The organism is Chitinimonas viridis (genome assembly GCF_030409555.1).
GTDB lineage: Bacteria > Pseudomonadota > Gammaproteobacteria > Burkholderiales > Chitinimonadaceae > Chitinimonas > Chitinimonas viridis.
The window spans coordinates 132103-151027 of sequence record NZ_JAUFPU010000018.1; the positions used below are offsets into that span (position 1 = coordinate 132103).

The 18925-nt window shown below is 62.8% G+C and carries 15 protein-coding genes; 12 read left to right on the forward strand and 3 right to left on the reverse strand.

The window, feature by feature from the left end:
* Positions 1-38: 38 nt before the first annotated feature.
* The gene (locus tag QWZ03_RS13855; protein WP_290333258.1) at positions 39-1544 is read left to right on the forward strand and encodes a YdgA family protein; all 1506 of its coding nucleotides are present in this window, start codon (positions 39-41) and stop codon (positions 1542-1544) included.
* A 549-nt stretch (positions 1545-2093) separates the two neighbouring features.
* Here the strand turns inward: QWZ03_RS13855 and ppnP are convergent.
* Both ppnP and rsmD read right to left on the reverse strand, forming a co-directional pair.
* A complete protein-coding gene (gene ppnP, locus QWZ03_RS13860; RefSeq protein ID WP_290333259.1) occupies positions 2094-2375 on the reverse strand; it encodes a pyrimidine/purine nucleoside phosphorylase in 282 nt (93 codons plus the stop codon).
* Between the two features lie 100 nt (positions 2376-2475).
* Positions 2476-3066 (reverse strand): 16S rRNA (guanine(966)-N(2))-methyltransferase RsmD, encoded by a 591-nt coding sequence (rsmD, locus tag QWZ03_RS13865; protein ID WP_290333260.1) that lies wholly within the window; start codon positions 3064-3066, stop codon positions 2476-2478.
* A 252-nt stretch (positions 3067-3318) separates the two neighbouring features.
* Here rsmD and ftsY point away from each other — a divergent pair, with 252 nt between their 5' ends.
* The 3 genes from ftsY to ftsX all read left to right on the forward strand — a co-directional run bounded on the left by ftsY (position 3319) and on the right by ftsX (position 6208).
* A complete protein-coding gene (gene ftsY / locus QWZ03_RS13870) occupies positions 3319-4542 on the forward strand; it encodes a signal recognition particle-docking protein FtsY (RefSeq protein ID WP_290333261.1) in 1224 nt (407 codons plus the stop codon).
* A gap of 93 nt (positions 4543-4635) precedes the next feature.
* Entirely contained in the window at positions 4636-5289 is a 654-nt protein-coding gene (gene ftsE, locus QWZ03_RS13875) for a cell division ATP-binding protein FtsE (protein ID WP_284194885.1), read from the forward strand.
* 13 nt (positions 5290-5302) lie between these two features.
* Positions 5303-6208, forward strand: coding sequence for a permease-like cell division protein FtsX (gene ftsX / locus QWZ03_RS13880; protein WP_290333262.1), 906 nt, complete (start codon positions 5303-5305; stop codon positions 6206-6208).
* A 301-nt stretch (positions 6209-6509) separates the two neighbouring features.
* Here the strand turns inward: ftsX and QWZ03_RS13885 are convergent, their stop codons facing one another.
* Positions 6510-7283 carry a substrate-binding periplasmic protein gene (locus QWZ03_RS13885; protein ID WP_290333264.1) on the reverse strand — a complete coding sequence of 258 codons (774 nt, stop codon included), beginning with the start codon at positions 7281-7283 and terminating at the stop codon, positions 6510-6512.
* Between the two features lie 477 nt (positions 7284-7760).
* Here QWZ03_RS13885 and QWZ03_RS13890 point away from each other — a divergent pair, with 477 nt between their 5' ends.
* The 8 genes from QWZ03_RS13890 (at position 7761) to hemC (ending at position 18922) form a co-directional block, all read left to right on the forward strand.
* Positions 7761-8417, forward strand: coding sequence for a phage tail protein (locus QWZ03_RS13890; protein ID WP_290333265.1), 657 nt, complete (start codon positions 7761-7763; stop codon positions 8415-8417).
* A 60-nt stretch (positions 8418-8477) separates the two neighbouring features.
* Complete coding sequence (locus tag QWZ03_RS13895) at positions 8478-8792, forward strand: DUF6916 family protein (protein ID WP_290333266.1); 315 nt, start codon at positions 8478-8480, stop codon at positions 8790-8792.
* A 234-nt stretch (positions 8793-9026) separates the two neighbouring features.
* Positions 9027-13664, forward strand: coding sequence for a beta strand repeat-containing protein (locus tag QWZ03_RS13900; protein WP_290333267.1), 4638 nt, complete (start codon positions 9027-9029; stop codon positions 13662-13664).
* A gap of 212 nt (positions 13665-13876) precedes the next feature.
* Entirely contained in the window at positions 13877-14047 is a 171-nt protein-coding gene (locus tag QWZ03_RS13905; RefSeq protein ID WP_284194891.1) for a YodC family protein, read from the forward strand.
* Between the two features lie 234 nt (positions 14048-14281).
* Positions 14282-15910: an isovaleryl-CoA dehydrogenase gene (locus QWZ03_RS13910; protein ID WP_290333268.1), complete on the forward strand. Its 1629-nt coding sequence runs from the start codon at positions 14282-14284 to the stop codon at positions 15908-15910.
* 141 nt (positions 15911-16051) lie between these two features.
* Positions 16052-17386 (forward strand): deoxyguanosinetriphosphate triphosphohydrolase, encoded by a 1335-nt coding sequence (locus QWZ03_RS13915; protein WP_290333269.1) that lies wholly within the window; start codon positions 16052-16054, stop codon positions 17384-17386.
* Positions 17386-17886 carry a DUF2199 domain-containing protein gene (locus QWZ03_RS13920; protein WP_290333270.1) on the forward strand — a complete coding sequence of 167 codons (501 nt, stop codon included), beginning with the start codon at positions 17386-17388 and terminating at the stop codon, positions 17884-17886. Before QWZ03_RS13915 ends, QWZ03_RS13920 begins: the two co-directional genes overlap by 1 nt.
* Before the next feature lie 106 nt (positions 17887-17992).
* The gene (hemC, locus tag QWZ03_RS13925) at positions 17993-18922 is read left to right on the forward strand and encodes a hydroxymethylbilane synthase (protein WP_290333271.1); all 930 of its coding nucleotides are present in this window, start codon (positions 17993-17995) and stop codon (positions 18920-18922) included.
* Positions 18923-18925 lie beyond the last annotated feature (3 nt).

Consider the following 18925-nt stretch of genomic DNA (forward strand, 5'->3'; position numbering starts at 1 on the left):
CCGCTTCCATTCATTTGTGCAGAAAGGCCTGTCGTACCGTGAAGCAGAAGCCCTTAGTCATTGCCCTGGCCGTCGTCATCGGCGCAGCCGCCGCCTACACCGGAACCAGCTGGTGGGCCGGCAAGCAAGCCGAGACCACGCTGGCCAAGCAACACCAGCTGATCGCCGACCTGCCTTATTTTGTCGTGAAATCGCGCGTCTACGAGCGTGGCGTATTCAGCTCGACCGAGCGCACCACCATCGCGGTTGCCCCCAACCTGCTGGCCCCCTACCAGATGCTCAAGCTGGAAGAAATGGGCGGCGCCAAGCTGGAACTGACCTACACCCAGACCATCAAGCACGGCCCGCTGCCGCTCTTGATGTCCGGCGACTTCTCGCCCCTGAAGGCCGCCGTCACCACAGATATCGCCTTCAGCGCCGACACCCAGGCCCTGCTCAAGAAGGTGTTCGGCGACCAGCGTCCGCTGCAGATCGAGAACCGCATCAAGTTCAACGACGATGGTGTCTTCGCCATTAAGGTGCCGAGCTTCACCTACGAAGAAACCCTGGCCAAGGTGAAATCGGTCTGGCAAGGCCTGGATGCCACCATCAGCTATGGCGGTGATTTCAACAAGATAGACATCGTCGCCGTCGCCCCTGGCCTGCACTTTGAAGCCGGCCCCAAGGGCACGCTGGATATCAAGGATCTGCGCTTCGAATCGCACAATACCCGCGGCCAAGCCGGCCTGATGCTGGGCGAGGGCAAACTGAGCCTAGCCTCGGCCACCTTCAAGCAAACCGAGGGTGAGCAGCCGGTTGACGTCAAGCTGGCCGGCCTGAGCTATCAGGTCAAGACTGTCGCCGAGGGCGAGTTCATCAACTCCAGCGGCGACGTGGTTGTCAGCAGCCTGGCGCTCAACAGCAAGACCTATGGCCCGGCCAAATTGTCTGTCTCGGCCAACCATCTGCATGGCCCTACCCTGGCCAAGCTGAGCCTAGCCGCCAACAAGATCCAGCGCGAGGTCAAGGATCCCGGCGAGCAGGCCACCCAGATGCTGGCCCTGTTCCGCAAGGACGGCCTGCCCCTGCTGAAGAACAACCCAGAGCTGTCGCTGAACGAGCTGTCGGTCAAGCTGCCCGAGGGCGAAGTCAAGCTCAAGGCCAACGTCACGCTCAAGGGCTTCGAGGAAAAAGACCTGGACAGCCCCCTGCTGTTGCTGGAAAAACTCCAGGCCAATGCCGATCTGCAAGTACCCAAGCAGGTCATCGAAACCGTCGCCCTCTGGCAGGCTCGCGGCGCCATCGCCATCGACACCGAGGAAGGCGAACAGCCCGAGACCGAAGAGCTGGACAACCTGGCACGCAACCTGATGGAAAGCCAGATCCGCAAGCTGCTGGAACAAAAGCTTATCCGTGCCGATGGCGACCTGCTCAGCAGCAGTGCCGTATGGAAGAACGGCCGCCTGGAAGTCAACGGCACCCACATCCCGCTGCCATGGCAACTGGCCATTCCGCCCGCCGATGCGGCGCTGGAAGAGGAAACCGAAGAAGCCGCAGTGGAATAAGCCGGACCGCAGCCACAAAAAAACGCCCGCTCAATCGAGTTGGGCGTTTTTTGTTTGTGTGTGCGACCTGAGGCTCACCAGGCCGGTTCGAGAAGCGCAGCCATACTTGAGTACAGCAAGCATCGCAGGGCCGGGATGGAGACGTGCGATCGACCTGCTCTTCAACGCACCCACGCAATAACAGAGCAGAGGCCGTAGCGAGCGCCCTCAGGCCGGCTCGAGAAGCGCAACCGTACTTGAGTACAGCGAGCATCGCAGAGCCAGGATGGGGCCGCGCCTTAGGTCACTTAGGCAAACCCACAATAACAGGGCAGAGGCCGTAGCGAGCACCCCCAGGCCGGTTCGAGAAGCGCAGCCGTACTTGAGTACAGCGAGCATCGCAGAGCCGGGATGGGGCCGCGCCTTAGGTCACTTAGGCAAACCCACAATAACAGGGCAGAGGCCGTAGCGAGCGCCGCCAGGCCGGTTCGAGAAGCACAGCCGTACTTGAGTACGGCGAGCATCACAGGGCCGGGATGGGGGCGCGCAGTAGGCCTATGCCCTGTTAATTCAGCGGTATTCGCAGAGATAGGCCGTCTCCTGCCCCACCTTCAACTGAAACCTGCTGTCCGCCGGCACAGTAAACCGGCTCCCTGCCGCAAACGTCTCCCAGGCGTCCTGCCCTGGCAGCTTCACCGACAGGGCGCCGGCTATCACGTGCATGATTTCCAGCTGACTGGTGCCGAACTCGTATTCACCGGGGGCCATCACACCAATGGTGGCGGGCCCTTCTGCCATGGCAAAGGCGATGGACGTTACTGTGCCGCCGAAATACTCATTGACCTTGAACATGCTGCAATGCTCCTGGGGTTGGGGATGCACCAGTATGCCCAAGGGAGAGCCCGTGCTTCATAACTTGTGCTCCCCACACTTATGCCCGCAAGCCTGCCCGCTAGCTCGCTGCCGATTCACCACCCCATTGCAGCAAACCATACTGCACCACGCCTGCCTTGCCCTCGCGCAAGCGTGTCCAGCCGCTCAGAACAGGCCAGCTTGCCGTCTCTACATAGACATGTGCATCCACCGCCATGATGGGCGGCAGCAGGGCCAGTACCTTGGGCAGCAGATCGCCGGCGAAGGGTGGGTCGAGAAAGATCACGTCGAACTGCTCAGTACAGCGCGCCAGCCAGGCCAGTGCGTCAGCCGCCACGATATCGACCGCCTGCGCCCCCAGGCTTTGCTGGTTGCTGCGCAGGGCCTGCAGCACGGGCCTAGCCTGCTCCACCATCACCACCCTGGCGGCCCCCCGCGATGCAGCCTCGAAGCCGAGGGCGCCGGAGCCGGCAAACAGGTCCAGGCAGCGCTGCCCATGCAGCTCCTGCCCCAGCCAGTTGAACAGGGTTTCACGGACCCTGTCCGGCGTTGGGCGTAGCCCCTCGCTGTCAGGGAAAGGCAGGATGCGGCGGCGGTACTCGCCGCCGATAATGCGTAGCTGATTGGTACCACGTACCGGCTTGGAGGTCTTGGGCGCGAGCTTGGGCATGCTGGGCTGTCGAAAAAGTCAGTAATCTAACGGCACCTGCCATAAGGCAAGGACCGCTGCTACAACGCCAGCAAACCACCTGGCGCCGTATTCCTGGCCCTTTATGGGGCACCGCACCAGTGCAAGGGCGTGCATAGAAAACCCCGCAACAAGGCGAAATAGTTCATAACAGGGCTCAGGAAAGCTAGAATCCTACCCCATCTTGCCGGCACTCCCGGTTTCATACGCAATATCAATCAGATGCACCCATAGATGTCCGACAATCAAAATACGCAGAATCCCTCCGCCGGCTGGGGCAGCAAGCTCTGGAAAGCGCTCAATACCGATATCGGCGAACTGGTGGGCGGCGAGAAACCCGCCACCCCACAGCCCGCACCTACGCCCGATGCCGCGCCCGCAGAACCTGCCGCCACGCCAGTAGCGGCTCCGGTAGCCGCGCCAGCTACGGTGCCGAGCCCGGCACCCGCCGCCAGCACCAGCACAGAAGACAAGTCGTTCTGGCAAAAGACCGTCGAGGTACTGAATACCGATGTGACGGTGCTGGCCAAGGATGTGGCACAGGCCTCGCGTGAAGTCTGGCAGTACAAGCTCAAGGCCGGCCTGGCCAAGACCCGCGACAAGCTGGGCAAGGAGCTGGCCGCCCTGTTCGGCGGAGGCCAGATCGACGAGGACCTCTACGAAGAACTGGAGACCGTGCTACTGACCGCCGACATGGGCGTGGATGCGACCGTGCACCTGCTCAAGGATGTGCGGCAGCGGGTCAGCCTGGCTGGCCTCAAGGATGCCAGCGAGCTGCGCGGCGCGCTCAAGGGCGCCCTGACCGACCTGATTGCCCCGCTGGAAAAACCCTTGCAGGTCGAGGGCCACAAGCCCTACATCATCATGGTGGCCGGGGTGAACGGTGCCGGCAAGACCACCAGCATAGGCAAGCTGGCCAAGTACTTTCAGGGCCAGGGCAAGAGCGTGCTGCTGGCAGCGGGCGATACCTTCCGCGCCGCTGCGCGCGAGCAACTGATGGCCTGGGGCGAGCGCAACAACGTCACCGTGATTGCCCAGGATGGCGGCGATTCCGCCGCCGTCTGCTTCGATGCCATCAACGCAGCCAAGGCCCGCGGCATAGATATCGTGCTGGCAGACACGGCAGGCCGCCTGCCTACCCAGCTGCACCTGATGGACGAGATCGCCAAGGTCAAGCGGGTGATCGCCAAGGCGGACCCCAGTGGCCCGCACGAGATACTGCTGGTACTGGACGCCAATACCGGCCAGAACGCCCTGCAACAGGTCAAGGCCTTTGACGATGCCCTGGGCCTGACTGGCCTGGTACTGACCAAGCTGGACGGCACGGCCAAGGGCGGTGTGATTGCCGGCATCGCCAAGCAGAAAGCCATACCGCTGCGCTTTATCGGTGTGGGCGAAGGCATTGATGACCTGCGCCCGTTTGAAGCCAAGGATTATGTGGACGCCCTGATAGAGTAAGAGCCGCTCCAAGCCGCCAGCGCAGTGCGCCGCCGCCCGGTCGCCTGCCACGGCCCCGTTTGACCTACACCGAGCCCAGACCCTGACCCGCCCATGATCCAGTTCAACCAAGTCAGCAAGCGCTACCCCGGCGGCTACGAGGCCTTGAAGAACCTCAGCTTCCAGATAGAAACCGGGGAGCTGGTGTTTCTGGCCGGGCATTCCGGCGCCGGCAAATCCACCCTGCTCAAGCTGATCGCCGGCATAGACAAGCCCAGCGCCGGCTCGGTGGTGGTCAACGGCCAGAATCTCGCCGCCATACGTCGCGGCGCCGTGCCCTATCTGCGCCGCCATATCGGCCTGATCTTCCAGGATCACAAGATACTGTTCGACCGCAGTGTGTTCGACAATGTGATGCTGCCGCTCGATATCGTCGGCTACGACCGCCGCGAGGCCGCCCGCCGTGCCCGTGCGGCGCTCGACAAGGTTGGCCTGCTGGGCCGCGAGAAGATGAGCCCCATCTCGCTCTCGGGCGGCGAGCAGCAGCGCCTGTGCATTGCCCGTGCCGTTGTCCATCGTCCCAGCATACTCCTGGCCGACGAACCCACCGGCAACCTGGACCGCGCCTATGCGCTGGACATCATGGAGCTGTTCAAGAGCTTCCACCAGGTAGGTGTCACCATCGTCATCTCGGCCCACGACGAAACCCTGATGGCGGACTATGGCCGCCGCATCCTGCGTCTCAACCAAGGCCAGTTCACCCAGTGAGGAATCACCCAGCATGAAGCACTGGCTCAATCTGCACCGTCTGGCGCTGGGCTCCACCCTGCGCCTGTTCGCCACCAGCCCGCTGGCCTCCAGCCTCAATCTGCTGGTGGTCGGCATCGCCGTCGCCCTGCCATTGGGGTTGTACACCCTGATCGGCAACCTCAGCCAGCTTGCCGGCCGCCTGCCTACCGAGCCGGAGGCCAGCGTGTTTCTACAAACTACCGCCAGCCAGGCCGATATCAATCGCATCAAGACCCTGCTGGGCCAGGAGCCCGGCGTGGCCGAAGTACGCCATATCAGCAAGCAGCAGGCCCTGCGTGATCTGGAGCAATCCAGCGGCATGGCCGAGCTACTGGCCGGCCTGGGCGATAACCCCCTGCCCGACGCCTTCAGCCTGACACTCAAGGACGGCAATCCGGCCACGCTGGAGGCCCTGTCCAACCGGCTGAAGGCCGACCCGGCGGTAGAGCATGTGCAGATGGATTCGGAATGGGCACGCCGCCTGGCCTCGTTCATCAACCTGGGTCGCGAAGCCACGGTGACCATTGCCGCCCTGTTTGGCGCAGGCCTGCTGCTGGTGACCGCCAACCTGATACGGATGCAGATACTGACGCGCCGCGAAGAAATCGAGGTCAGCAAGCTGATTGGCGCCACCGATAGCTTTATCCGCCGCCCCTTCCTGTATTTCGCTGCCTTGCAAGGCTTGCTGGGTGGCCTGGTGGGTTTGGGGCTGGTAGCCATCAGCCTGGGGCGCCTGGCGACCCCGGTAGACCAGTTGGCGGCACTGTATGGCGAGCAGTTCAAGCTGGGCCTGCCGCAATGGCATGACCTGCTGATGGCATTGATCGTGGTGGTGGCTCTCAGCCTGACGGGGGCAATCTTCTCAGTACGCAAGCACCTGCGCGCCCTGGAAACCTAAGAGCCTGTTCAAAGTCTTTTCGCCACGTCGTTCGCAGCCTTGCCGGCGAACGGCGGCGTTGCAAGCCGCTTACGGTACCCGTACCGCTGCACGGCTTGCGTCTTGCCCTTCATCCGGCAAGGCTGCGAACGACGTGGCGAAAAGGCTTTGAACAGGCTCTAAGCGCCTTGCCCTTCATCCGGCAAGGCGGCGAACAACACGGTGACAAGACCATGAACTGGCCCTGAGCACGATCCACCCTAGGCAATGCCGTGTCGACAGTGGCCGCCGCAATGCGCACGCCCGCAGGCGCGATGAACCGCTAGGGCGCGGTCTGTTGGCTGGCCTTGTAGGCCGCAATGGCCGTGTCCAGCTGCCCTTCCGCCAGCACCTCGGTAAGTGCCTTGTCCAGGCGTAGGCGCCACTCGGCCGCCTGCGGATAGCGCCGGGACAGAATCAGATGCAATTGCTCATTGGCCTGGGGCACAGGCAGCGGCATGGCGCCGAACTCCTGCACCCTACCCGGCAAAGTCGCCGCGATAACCGACAAGCCCACCAGCTCATCCTGCGGCACAAAATCCACCCGGCCAGCTGCCAGCACCTTGAAAGCCGCCGCTTCGTCCGAGGTATACAGCAACTCGGCGCCCATGCGGTTCAGCTCGGCCTCCCACCAATAGCCGCGCGGCCCAGCCAATTTGTAGCGCGACAGCTCTGCCAGCGATTTGGGATGTCCCTGCTGGGCAGGTGAGCCCACACGGTAGAACAGCATGGTGCGGCCCGCGTGCAAGGGCACACTGTAATCAAAGCGCTGTGCCCGCTCTTGCGTACGCACATAGGGCAGTCCCGCCAGCGCCTGCCCCTCCAGCACCAGCTTTTCCACCATGGGCCAGCTGACAAACCGCCACACCGGCCTAGCCCCCGCCCTGACCATGGCCTGTTCGACCAGATCGCATAGCAAGCCATTGCCAGGTAACGAGGCCGAGGTATAGGGCGGCCACTCGCCCGTGGCCATGACCACAGGCCGCAGCGGCTCTGCCACTGCCATCAGGCCAGGGGCCGCGCAGGCAGCCCAGGCCAGAAACCGACGCCTGTCCATCTCTCCTCCCGCCGCCCACAGCTAACAGAATGAATTAGATTAACAATAGACCCGCCACGTCAGCCAGGCAGCACAATTGCTGCCCACCACCGCAGCAGGCCGACGAGACTCACCGCGCGATTCCCCACAGGCCACCTTGCCATCCATACGGGTCTGCACTATCAAGGTAGGGGCTAAACCCGGCATACGCTGTCGGTGCACCAGCCCGCAGTACCACGCATCCCGCTTGATGCGCGGAAAAGAGATCGACTCACCACCGGTAGAGTCGCCAAGTCTGGGAGGAAGGTCATGCATACCTGTCGGTTCTGCGAACACCCGCGTCCACTGCACGCACACCCCCATTACCTTGCCCGCCACCAGGCCTGATACCGGCGCCGCCAGCGTCTATCGCTGTCGCGCTGCGCCCAGGCCATGGCGTAAGCCCCTTACTGCCGCTTCCCGTTTCCCACCCGCAACAAACCACTAGATGGAGGAAAGATGGATCCCATACTCGGTCAAATCATACTGTGGCCCATACCATGGGTGCCCCAAGGTTGGGCACTCTGCGACGGTTCGCTGATCAGCATCAGCCAGAACCAGGCCCTGTTTGCGCTGCTGGGCGTGACCTACGGCGGCAATGGCACCACCACCTTTGCCCTGCCAGATCTGCGCAACAAGGTACCCATGGGCACCCAGAACATGACAACCGTAGGCCAGATCGGCGGCGCGGCCAGCGCCACCGTCGCAGCCACCGGTTCGGGTAGCGTCACCATCGGCGTCAACAACCTGCCTGCACACACCCATACCGCCACCTTTACCCCTGGTGGTGGCAGCAGCAATGTGGATATCGCCATACCCGTGGATGCCACCAACAATGCCGACAACAACACGCCGGGCAATACCCTGGTGCTGGGCAAAGGCCTGACCGGCAATACCCCCGCCAAGGTCTATAGCTCGGCAGCCGCAAATGCCACGCTCAAGCCCTTCTCGGTCAGTGTGCCTGCCGGTGGCGGTACGGTGGCCAATGCCAATACCGGTGGCGGCCAAGCCTTGCCGGTGGCGGTAACCGTGCCAGTCACGGTGCCCACCGTGCCACCCTTCGTCACCCTGAACTACATCATCGCCATCAACGGTATTTTCCCCAGCCGCCCCTGATGCACCGCGCGCCCTGCTCGTCCCACGAGCCGGGCGCGCATCTACCGTAGGCACACTTATATGTTGGACAAACTCAGCCACGCCGATTTCGCCCCCACGGTCAACCAGGACTGGTCACTGGAGGACAGCGAAGGCAACACCCTCGCCCTGCAGCTGATCTCTGCCGTGGAGAAGCCCACCTGGCACGCACCGCAGCTCAGTCCACGCGTACCCTTTCTGCTGTCCTTCCTGGGGCCGCTCGCACCGATCATCCCCCAGGGTCTGTATATCCTCTCGCACCCGGCCATAGGCCGACTGGAGGGCGTGCTGGTCACGCCGCAGCATGCGACCGGAAGTAGGCAAGACGGGCATTGCTATCAAGTCAATTTCAATTAGGGCTTTGCTTTAACTCAGTTTTACCAACCGTCCATCCTCCATTTGAAGGATGGAAAGTACCGGCTGAGCTGTAACACTGTGAAATACCCGTTATCACCCATTTAGGCTGGGGGCTGCCGCCCCTCGTCTCGATTCTTTGCAAGGAAAGTTGTCATGGCTCATACAGCAAACTGTTCAAGGCTAGACCAACCCGGCAGCAGCGGCTTGCCATGGCGCCAATTGGCGAGCCTATGCATGCTGCTCTTGATCAGTATGCTGGCCATACCAACGTTGGCTGCACAGGTCACCTTTCCTTTCGCCAACATCCAGAGCAACACCGTTAGCGCAACCGATACGGTAGGCAGCGATGTACTAACTATCGTACCAACAGGTGACGTGGTCGATGTCGATGACCAAGGTGTTGTACTCGGAGGTATCACCAACCTCGCCGGCAATGCCTTAATAGTCAACGATCCATTCAGCACCGCCACTACCAAGCTGACCCTGACCGTTGCAGGCGGCGCGGTCTTCGATCTGGATGGGTTGAGCTGGTTCGATATCGATGGCGGCAGTTTCAATGTCACCCTGACCACCAGCAAGGGCAGTGTCAACAAGTCACTCGATGGCGGAACCAGTGCCGAAGTAGAAACCTTCAGCAACACAGAGCTACAGGGCGTTACCTACGTCGAAATCACCAAACAAGGTGGTGGCATCTTCGCCATAGCCATCGACAACGTCATACTCAATAACATCACCCCGCCCACCGCCCCAGGTGCCCCCACCACCGCCGTGGCCACGGCGGGCGACACGCAAGCGACCGTCACCTACACCGCACCGGCCTCCAACGGCGGTTCTGCCATCACCAGCTACACCGCTACCGCCAACCCCGGCGGTGCCACCGGCAACTGTGCCGGCCCCGCGGCCTGCATGATCACCGTCACCGGCCTCAGCAACGGCACGGCTTATACCTTTACGGTGACGGCCACCAATGCCATCGGCACCAGTTCTGCCTCGACAGCATCCAACTCGGTCACCCCCAAGGCCAACCAGACCATCACCTTTGCCAACCCAGGCGCACAGAACTTCGGCACCTCGCCTACCCTTTCTGCCTCCGCCACCTCAAGCCTGACCCCCACGTTCAGTTCTTCGACCACCGGTGTCTGCACCATCACCAGCGGCGGCAGCCTGACCTTTGTCACCGCTGGCAGTTGCACCATCGATGCAGACGAAGCGGGCAACGCTTCCTTTAACGCCGCACCCACGGTATCGCAAACCTTTACCGTCAACGCCATCGTCCCTGGCGCCCCCACAATAGGCACGGCAACGGCCGGCGATACCCAGGTCTCGGTGGCCTTCAGCGTCCCGGCATCCACCGGCGGTGCTGCCATCACCGGCTACACCGCCACCGCCAACCCTGGCGGTGCAACGGGTACCAATGCGACCAGCCCAGTCGTTGTGACTGGCCTGACCAATGGGGTAGCCTATACTTTCACCGTCACTGCCGATAATTCGGCTGGTACGGGCGCGGCCTCGGCAGCCTCGAACTCGGTCACCCCAAAAGCCGCCCAGATCATTACCTTTGCCAACCCAGGCACCCAGAACTTCGGCACCACCCCTACGCTAACTGCTACCAGCGATTCGCTCCTGACGCCAACCTTCACCTCCAGCACCACAGGTGTCTGCACCATCACGAGTGGCGGCGCCCTGACCTTTGTCACCACCGGCACTTGTACCATCAATGCCGATGAAGCTGGCAATGGCAGCTACCTGCCAGCCAGCCAGGTCAGCCGCTCCTTCACCGTGGCCCCTGTGGCGCCCGGGGCACCAACCAGCGCGACGGCAACCGCTGGCGATACCCTCGCCTCCGTCAGCTTCACCGCACCCGCGTTTACCGGTGGTACCAGCATCACCGGCTATACCGTCACCTCCAACCCTGGCGGCTTCACCGGCACCGGCGCCAGCAGCCCGATAGATGTGACAAGCCTGACCAATGGCGTGGCCTACACCTTCACGGTCACCGCCACCAACGCGGCCGGCACGGGCTCCGCCTCGGCGGCCTCCAACAGCGTCACCCCCGCTGCTGGCCCGGCAGTCACCAGCGTCGCAGTGCCTGCCAATGCCAGCTATGGCGTAGGCCGGCAACTGGACTTCACCATTACCTGGGACCAAAACGTCACCGTCACCGGCACACCGCAGATCGCCCTGACCATAGGCGCCACCACCGTACAGGCCAGCTACATCTCCTCGCCCACGGCCACCACCACCCTGTTCCGTTACACCGTGCAGGCCGGTGAGACCGACGGCAACGGCATTGCCGTCGGCGCTCTGACCCTGAACGGCGGCACCATACAGAGCAGTACCCTGGTCAATGCCACGCTCACGCTCAACAGCGTGGGCAGCACAACGGCCGTGCTGGTCGAAACCGTAGCCCCCACCCTGCCGGTGGCCAATATCGTCGTCAACAACCAAGCCGACCCGCACAAGGTAGTGCTGACCTTCAGCGAGAACCTGGATGCCGCAACCCTGGGCAGCGGTAGCGCCTGGACCGTCACCGCCAATGGCGGCACCCCTGCCTACGATGTCGCATCGGCCGCCTTGGCCTCCGGTAACGAAGTGACCCTGACACTGGCAGCCGTCAACTTGGCCGGCACGACTAGCTACATCCCCAATGCTGCTGCCAATGCTCATCTTAAGGTCACACCACCCGCCACCTTGGCAGATGTAGCAGGCAACACCTATGCAGCAGGCCTGGTCACCGAAGCAGGTGCCACCCATGTACTCGACACCACAGCACCCACGCTCAGCAGCGTAGCCAGCAGCAGCCCCACCGATACCGGCGGCACCCTGTCGGCATCGTCTAACGAGAAGGCCCGTGGCTACTGGATAGCGGTGCCCAATGGCTCCACCGCCCCCACCGTCAACCAGGTCAAGGCAGGCGTCAACTATGGCGCCGTGGTGGTAGCCGCCGCCAGCAGCAGTGTCATGCCGGCCGGCAGCACAGCCACCTTTACCCTAAGCAACCTGACCGCCAGCACAGGCTACACCCTGTACCTGGTTGCCGAAGACGCGGCAGGAAACCTAGTGGCAGCCGTCGCCACCGCCACGCTCACTACAGCAGCCGCCAGCAGCAATAGCGACACACTGCCCACCGGTGGCGGATCGGCAACCCTCGCGCCGGATCAAACCATCTTTGTCACCGACAACGGCGGCACTGGTTCCACCATCACCCTGGGTAGCACCGGCAGCAGCACGGTGATCATCGGCAATGTGCAGTTGCCCAATACCGGCACCATCACCGTCAGCGGCAGTGGTGGCACCCAGTTGGGCGTCGTCAACGTGCCGACCACCGGCGGCGGCAGCCAGCCGGTGCTGTCGGTCAACAGCGGCAGCGCCACCTTCACCTCGGCAAGGGCGGGCCAGCCCCTAGGGACCGCCGACGGCCTGATACTGGTGACAGCCAACAGCGGCGGCGCCAGTACAACCATCACTTCACTAGGCAGCAACGCCCCTGTGGTCAACACCGGCGGCAATACCACGGTAACCATACTGGGTACCCCCCAGCAGGTTGCCGGCTCCACGCTGCAGTTGCTGGGCAGCAGCGCGGGGGGTCAGTCCGTCAGGTTCGAGGCCAGCCGAGGCAGCGAACCCGTCACACTGACACCCGGCAGCTCAGGCACCGTGTTTGCAGTACAGCCTGTCAATCTACCCGGCGGTGGCCAGACCAGCGCCCTGGTCGTCACAGGTGGCGATGTGCAGATCAACGTGCCGATATCAGGCAACACCGGCATCGCCGCCGGTAGCCAGCCTGTGGCGGCCGACTCGGGCAGCCGCCTAACCGTGAGTGGCGTACCTGGCCAACAAACCCTGACGGTGCGCGCCGGCTCCGCCAGGCTGCCTTCCTCCAATCCAGCCGTCCCGGCTAGGCAGCAAGCAGCATCCAGCACACCCTATCTGCCGGATGGCATCGTCTATACCGGCGAGTCTGTCGTGTTGAACGGCCAGGGTCAGCTGACTGCTGCCTACCTGGGTTCCGGCACAGGCACCGATGGCCTGCTGGGTGATGCCCGAACGCAAGCTGCGCCAACCAGCACCTTGGTGCTGCAATTGCACAGCCCGCAACTGCAGGGCATCAGCAATCGCAATCTGCGCCATGTCGGCAACGATATGCAGGACTACATCAGCAGCCTGGGTCTGGCCTACAGCAACCCCATCAGCACCACCGGTGTGGTCACGCTGGCCCACAACCTCGAACACTACACGGTGGTTCCAGTGGGCCGCGTCCATATCGACATGGCCAAGGCCGATGGCATCACCTGGCGGCCAGACGGCATGTATGACGTTGCCCATCGCGGCTTTATCGTGACCTACGCTGCCGGCCTGATCGACTATGCCGACTTCGCCAACCGCCTCACCCAAGGCCAAGGCAAAGCCACCATAGGTAAGACCGGCCTGCTGATGCTGGAACTGGGCAACCAGCATTACGCCGGCCGCCCAGGTTGGGATACCTTGGCCTGCAACGCCCCAGGCTTTACCACCACAGCCGCTGGCTGGGTACGCTACGGTGATGCCAATGGCGACTGCAAGGTCATCTACCCCGCCATCGTCGAATTCACCGCCCTGGAAAGCGTGCTCGCCACACTCGACCCACAAGCCCGCGCACAGGTCGCGGACGATGGCAGCATCAAGCTGAAGCTGTTGAACGGCATCTACTACCTGCGGCCGGACTACGCGCTCTCTACCATCCCGGCAGAGCACGCCAACGACGCCTGGTGGGTAGGTAACAATCAACTCATCTACCTGCGCTACACCAACAACCATGCCCAGGCATATGGCCTGACCTACCAGCCAGGCGAGGTATCCAGCTTCAGCAAACTGCTCAGGCGCCAGCAGTAAACCTCACGCCGGCCGGCCACTCACGCAGCGCCCTCTTCGGAGGGCGCTTTTCTTTGAGCTGCCAAGATGGCCCCGTGAGGAGATCCCCCATCGTGCGGCGTCACGTCCCCTGACACCCCACGCAATCGATTTTTTACCTATCATGCAATTTGGCATACCATTGTCATGACGGTGCAAAACATGCGCCGCATATCACGCCCAGGGAGTAGCAAATGGCAACTATCAAGGTAGGCGACGTAGTCATGCTGAAGAGTGGTGGACCACTGATGACCGTCGAATCACTCTCACAAGCCATGAAGGCCTTCTGCATCTGGTTCGACGGCCCCATCCGCTACGAAGGCTACTTCGTGCTGGAGACACTGAAACCGGCGAGCACTGAGTAAGAATGTGAGCCGTAACAGGCTGCAGGGCAGGGGTAACCGGCGCCTCCGCCAACCGAGTCGAAGCGGTGCGCTTAAGAAGCCTGTTCAAAGTCTTTTCGCCTCTGGCCAGCCCGCTCTGATGATCTGATAAACAGCCGAGCAATAGACGCAACTCGCCGGGCTGTACGCGACAAATTCGAGCGCTTGCTTGAATTGGTATGAATGGCTAGTCTCCATGCATAACTGGAGACAACCATGCACTGGCCCACCCACGAAGTCCTGAACCAATCCCCCGTCCTGGCCGACTACAATCTTTACCAGAGCGATGCCGCCCTACAGGAAGGCGTACAGCGCGAAGGTGCTGCCTGGGCGGTAGGCGAACTGAATGCTACCGGCGCCGAATTGGGGTGTGCCGACAGCCTGGAGCTGGGGCGCCTGGCCAACCAGCATGCGCCGCAGTTGCGCGCCTTCGATGCCAAGGGCCACAGACGTGATCAGATCGAGTTTCATCCGGCCTGGCACACGCTGATGCAAGGCATCGCAGCACGGGGCTTTCATAGTGCCCCCTGGGCACAGCCGCGCGAGGGCGCCCATGTGGCGCGCGCCGCCGGCTATCTGCTGCAGGCCCAGGTCGAGGCCGGCACGCTCTGCCCCACCACCATGACCTACGGCGCCATCCCTGCCCTTGCCAAGCATGCGCAACTGGCGCGCGACTGGCTGCCCACCCTCTACCGCCGCGAATATGACGCCCGCGACCTGCCGCTGCCGCAAAAGCGCGGCGGCCTGATCGGCATGGGCATGACCGAGAAACAAGGCGGCTCGGACGTGCGTGCCAACACCACGTTAGCCCAGCCCCAGGCAGACGGCAGCCACGCCCTTACCGGCCACAAGTGGTTCTTCTCGGCGCCACAATGCGACGCACACCTGGTACTGGCGCAAGCACCGGAAGGCCTGAGCTGCTTCTTTGTGCCGCGCTGGCGCCCTGATGGCAGCAAAAACCCGGTACTGGTACAGCGGCTCAAGGACAAGTTGGGCAACAAATCGAACGCCTCCAGCGAAGTGGAGTTCCATGCGGCCTATGGTCTGCTATTGGGCGAAGCGGGGCGAGGCGTGCCCACCATACTGGAGATGGGCACCTATACCCGGCTCGACTGCGTGCTGGGCACTACCGGCATGATGCGCCAGGCTGTCTCGCAGGCTATTCACCACAGCCGCCATCGCAGCGCCTTTGGCCAACTGCTGGCCCAACAACCGCTGATGCAGAACGTACTGGCCGATCTGGCATTGGAGACCGAGGCCGCCATCACCCTGAGCCTGCGCATGGCCAGGGCATTCGACGCCCAGGACGATGAAGCTGAAACCCTGCTACGCCGGCTGCTGACCCCTGCGGCCAAGTATTGGGTGTGCAAGCGCGGGCCAGAGTTGGCTGCCGAGGCCATGGAAGTGATGGGTGGCAATGGCTATGTCGAGGAAGGGGTGCATGCCCGCATCTACCGCGAGATGCCGGTGAACTCCATCTGGGAAGGCTCAGGCAACATCATGTGCCTGGATGTGTTGCGCGCTATAGGCAAAAGCCCACGCACCGTCGAAGTCCTGCAGGCCGAGCTGGCCCCGGCCCTGGGCCGGCACCCCGGCTACGACCGCTATGTGGCGCGCCTACAGGCCCAGTTTGCCGATACCGCAGCGCTGGAAACCCGCGCCCGCCGGCTGACCCAGCAATTGGTGCTGGCCGTGCAGGCCAGTCTGTTGCTGCAGCATGCGCCCGATTTCGTGGCCGAAGCCTTTGTGGCATCCCGGCTGGAAGGCGACTGGGGCGACAGCTTCGGCACCCTGGGCGCCTCGGTAGCAAAGGAGGCGCTGATCGCGCGGGCACTGGCGATCTAGCCGCCGCCAGGCAGGGGCGCTGCCCGCCTGCACCCATCCTGGCCGCGCTGCCATGGCAGCTTGCGGCAGCTGTGCATGGCGGCGCTGCGCCAAAACCGCTAAGGTGCGATTCTTTCGCCTAGAAGCACCGGGGTTCGTACCATGTCGCAAATGAACTGGCTGCAATTGCTGTCGGCCGATCGTCTCGGCGCACCACGCCGCCTGCCGGAGACCGGCCCAGCCATAGGCCGCTCCGACTTCCACAAGGATCACGACCGCATCGCCTTCTCGTCGCCGTTCCGCCGCCTGGGCCGCAAGACCCAGGTGCATCCGATGACCGAGAACGACCATGTGCATACCCGCCTGACCCATAGCATCGAGGTCGGCTGTGTAGGTCGCTCTCTGGGCATCATGGTAGGCCAGGCGCTGGGCGACAAACTGCCAGCCCACATCATTCCCTACGACCTGGGCGCCATCGTGCAGGCGGCCTGCCTGGCCCACGACATCGGCAACCCCCCGTTTGGCCATGCTGGCGAATACGCCATACGCGACTGGTTTCGGCAGTCATCCAACGCCTTTATGCTGCAAAACCTGAGCGCCGACGAGCGCCGCGATGTGCAGACCTTCGAGGGCAACGCGCAAGGCTTCCGGGTGGTAACCCAACTGGAGAACCACCGCTTCGACGGCGGCATGCGGCTGACCTACGCCACGCTGGGCGCCACCCTCAAATACCCCTGGACCAGCGAGCACGCCGGCTTCAAGGAAAAATTCAGCTGCTACCAGGCCGAGAAGTCCCTGCTGGACGAAGTTGCCAGCGAACTGGGGCTGATCACCAAGGGGTCGGGGGTGTATTGCCGCCATCCGCTCAGCTACCTGATGGAAGCCGCCGACGATATCTGCTACGCCATCCTGGATCTGGAAGACGGTGTGGAGATAGGCATGCTGCCGTTCGAGACCATCGCCCCCATGTTGATACGACTGGCCGGCATCGATGACGACCTGCTGGCGCTGGAAGTGGCCGGTGCACCATCGGTGCGGCGCAAGATGTCGCTGCTGCGCTCCAAGGCAGTGGATCGCTGCGTGCGTGAAGTCACCGCCGCCTTCCTGCGCCACCACGAATCCATGCTGCGGGGCGAATACGAAGGCGACCTGATCGCAGCCTGCCCCGACTTTGTCCGCCACGGCATCCGAGATGCCAAGCAGCTGGCGCGCGACCGTATCTTCAACAATCGCCGCAAGGTCGAGATCGAAGTCGGCAGCTTCACCTGCCTCGACATCCTGCTGGAAGCCTTCTGCGGCGCCGCCTACCAGTTGCGTACCGAGCCGGACAAGCTGAGCTTCCGCAACAAGCGCATCCTGGACCTGATGGAATACAACGCGCCGAACAAGGAATGGCCCTTGTATGAGAGCTATATGCGGGTGCTGGATTTCATCGGCGGCATGACCGACAACTACGCCACCTATCTGGCCCAACAGGTGGGCGGGATGGGTAGATAATGGGATTCCAATTTCACTGCCAGAGCTGTGGCGAGATTCATCATGGCATGCCAAGTTTCGATGCAGCCGCGCCGATAAGTTACTACGCCATCCCCCAAAATGAGCGCGAAACCCGCTGTGAACTAGGCAGCGATGATTGCATCATTGATAAAGCGTCGTTCTTTGTACGGGGTTGCATCGAAATACCGGTTCATGGCGAAATCGAGCCCTTTTCCTGGGGTGTCTGGGTATCACTTAGCGAGGCTAGCTACCAAACATGGCGCGGTGCATTCGATCTCGCAGCGCGAGACCATCTCGGCCCGTTCTTCGGCTGGCTGAACGCCCACCTATCGCCGTACCCGAATACCATCAACCTGAAAACCCGGATGCACCTGCGCAATGATGGCATACGCCCCTATATCGAACTGGAGCCTACCGACCACCCGCTGGCGCAGGAGCAGAGAAGCGGGATAAGCCCAGAGCGGGCGGCAGAACTCTACGCGCTAATGATGCACGACTAGGTCACAGGCACACATATGCGGAAAAACCACAACGCCGTCCTGCCAAGCCTGAGGCGGCGCGCGTGCTAGAATTCCCGCAAATCAAATCCCTGCGAGACTTTACGCTGTGTCTGTCCCCGATCGCCTAGTCATTGCCACCCGTGAATCCGCCCTCGCCCTGTGGCAGGCTCGCCACATTGCCGCCCGGCTGGAAGCCCTCCACCCCGGCCTGACGGTTACCTTGCTGGGCATGACCACCCAGGGCGACCGCATACTGGACGTAACGTTGAACAAGATAGGCGGCAAGGGCCTGTTCGTGAAGGAACTGGAAACCGCCTTGCAGGAAGGCCGCGCCGATATTGCCGTGCACTCCATGAAGGACGTGCCCATGCGCCTGCCCGAAGGCTTTGCCATCGCCGCCATCACCGAGCGGGAAGACCCGCGCGATGCCTTTGTCTCCAAGCACTACGATAATCTGGCCGCCTTGCCTGCCGGCGCCGTGGTCGGCACTTCCAGCCTGCGGCGCGAGGCACAGATACGGGCACGCTACCCCGAGCTGGTGGTCAAACCGCTGCGTGGCAATGTGCAGACCCGCCTGGGCAAGCTCGATGCGGGCGAGTACGACGCCATCATCCTGGCCGCCGCCGGGCTCAAGCGCCTGGGTCTGGGCGACCGTATCCGCGCCCTCTTGAGCACCGATGAGAGCCTGCCCGCACCCGGCCAGGGCGCCCTGGGCATAGAGATATGCGCGGATCGCGCTGACCTGCAGGCCCTGCTGGCGCCGCTCAACCATGCCGAAACCGCCGACTGCGTCACCGCCGAGCGGGCCATGAGCCTGCGGCTGGATGGCTCCTGCGAAACGCCGCTGGGCGGCTATGCCGAGATCGTGGACGAGCATTTCTTGCGCATGCGGGGTTTTGTGGCACGACCCGATGGCAGCGAGATCCTCCGCGCCGAATCCAATGGCAGCCGTGCCGCCGCCCAAGGCCTGGGCCGGCAGGTGGCCGACCTGATGTTGACCGAGGGCGCCCGCGCCCTGCTGATACCAAGAAGCTGAACG

Bases quoted from the DNA above. Each gene is read 5' to 3' on its own strand.
- QWZ03_RS13915 (WP_290333269.1), top strand. From the start codon at position 16,052: ATGTCGCAAATGAACTGGCTGCAATTGCTGTCGGCCGATCGTCTCGGC.
- ftsY (WP_290333261.1), top strand. From the start codon at position 3,319: ATGTCCGACAATCAAAATACGCAGAATCCCTCCGCCGGCTGGGGCAGC.
- QWZ03_RS13900 (WP_290333267.1), top strand. From the start codon at position 9,027: ATGCTGCTCTTGATCAGTATGCTGGCCATACCAACGTTGGCTGCACAG.
- ftsX (WP_290333262.1), top strand. From the start codon at position 5,303: ATGAAGCACTGGCTCAATCTGCACCGTCTGGCGCTGGGCTCCACCCTG.
- ftsE (WP_284194885.1), top strand. From the start codon at position 4,636: ATGATCCAGTTCAACCAAGTCAGCAAGCGCTACCCCGGCGGCTACGAG.
- QWZ03_RS13910 (WP_290333268.1), top strand. From the start codon at position 14,282: ATGCACTGGCCCACCCACGAAGTCCTGAACCAATCCCCCGTCCTGGCC.
- rsmD (WP_290333260.1), bottom strand. From the start codon at position 3,066: ATGCCCAAGCTCGCGCCCAAGACCTCCAAGCCGGTACGTGGTACCAAT.
- QWZ03_RS13890 (WP_290333265.1), top strand. From the start codon at position 7,761: ATGGATCCCATACTCGGTCAAATCATACTGTGGCCCATACCATGGGTG.
- QWZ03_RS13905 (WP_284194891.1), top strand. From the start codon at position 13,877: ATGGCAACTATCAAGGTAGGCGACGTAGTCATGCTGAAGAGTGGTGGA.
- QWZ03_RS13895 (WP_290333266.1), top strand. From the start codon at position 8,478: ATGTTGGACAAACTCAGCCACGCCGATTTCGCCCCCACGGTCAACCAG.
- ppnP (WP_290333259.1), bottom strand. From the start codon at position 2,375: ATGTTCAAGGTCAATGAGTATTTCGGCGGCACAGTAACGTCCATCGCC.
- QWZ03_RS13920 (WP_290333270.1), top strand. From the start codon at position 17,386: ATGGGATTCCAATTTCACTGCCAGAGCTGTGGCGAGATTCATCATGGC.
- QWZ03_RS13885 (WP_290333264.1), bottom strand. From the start codon at position 7,283: ATGGACAGGCGTCGGTTTCTGGCCTGGGCTGCCTGCGCGGCCCCTGGC.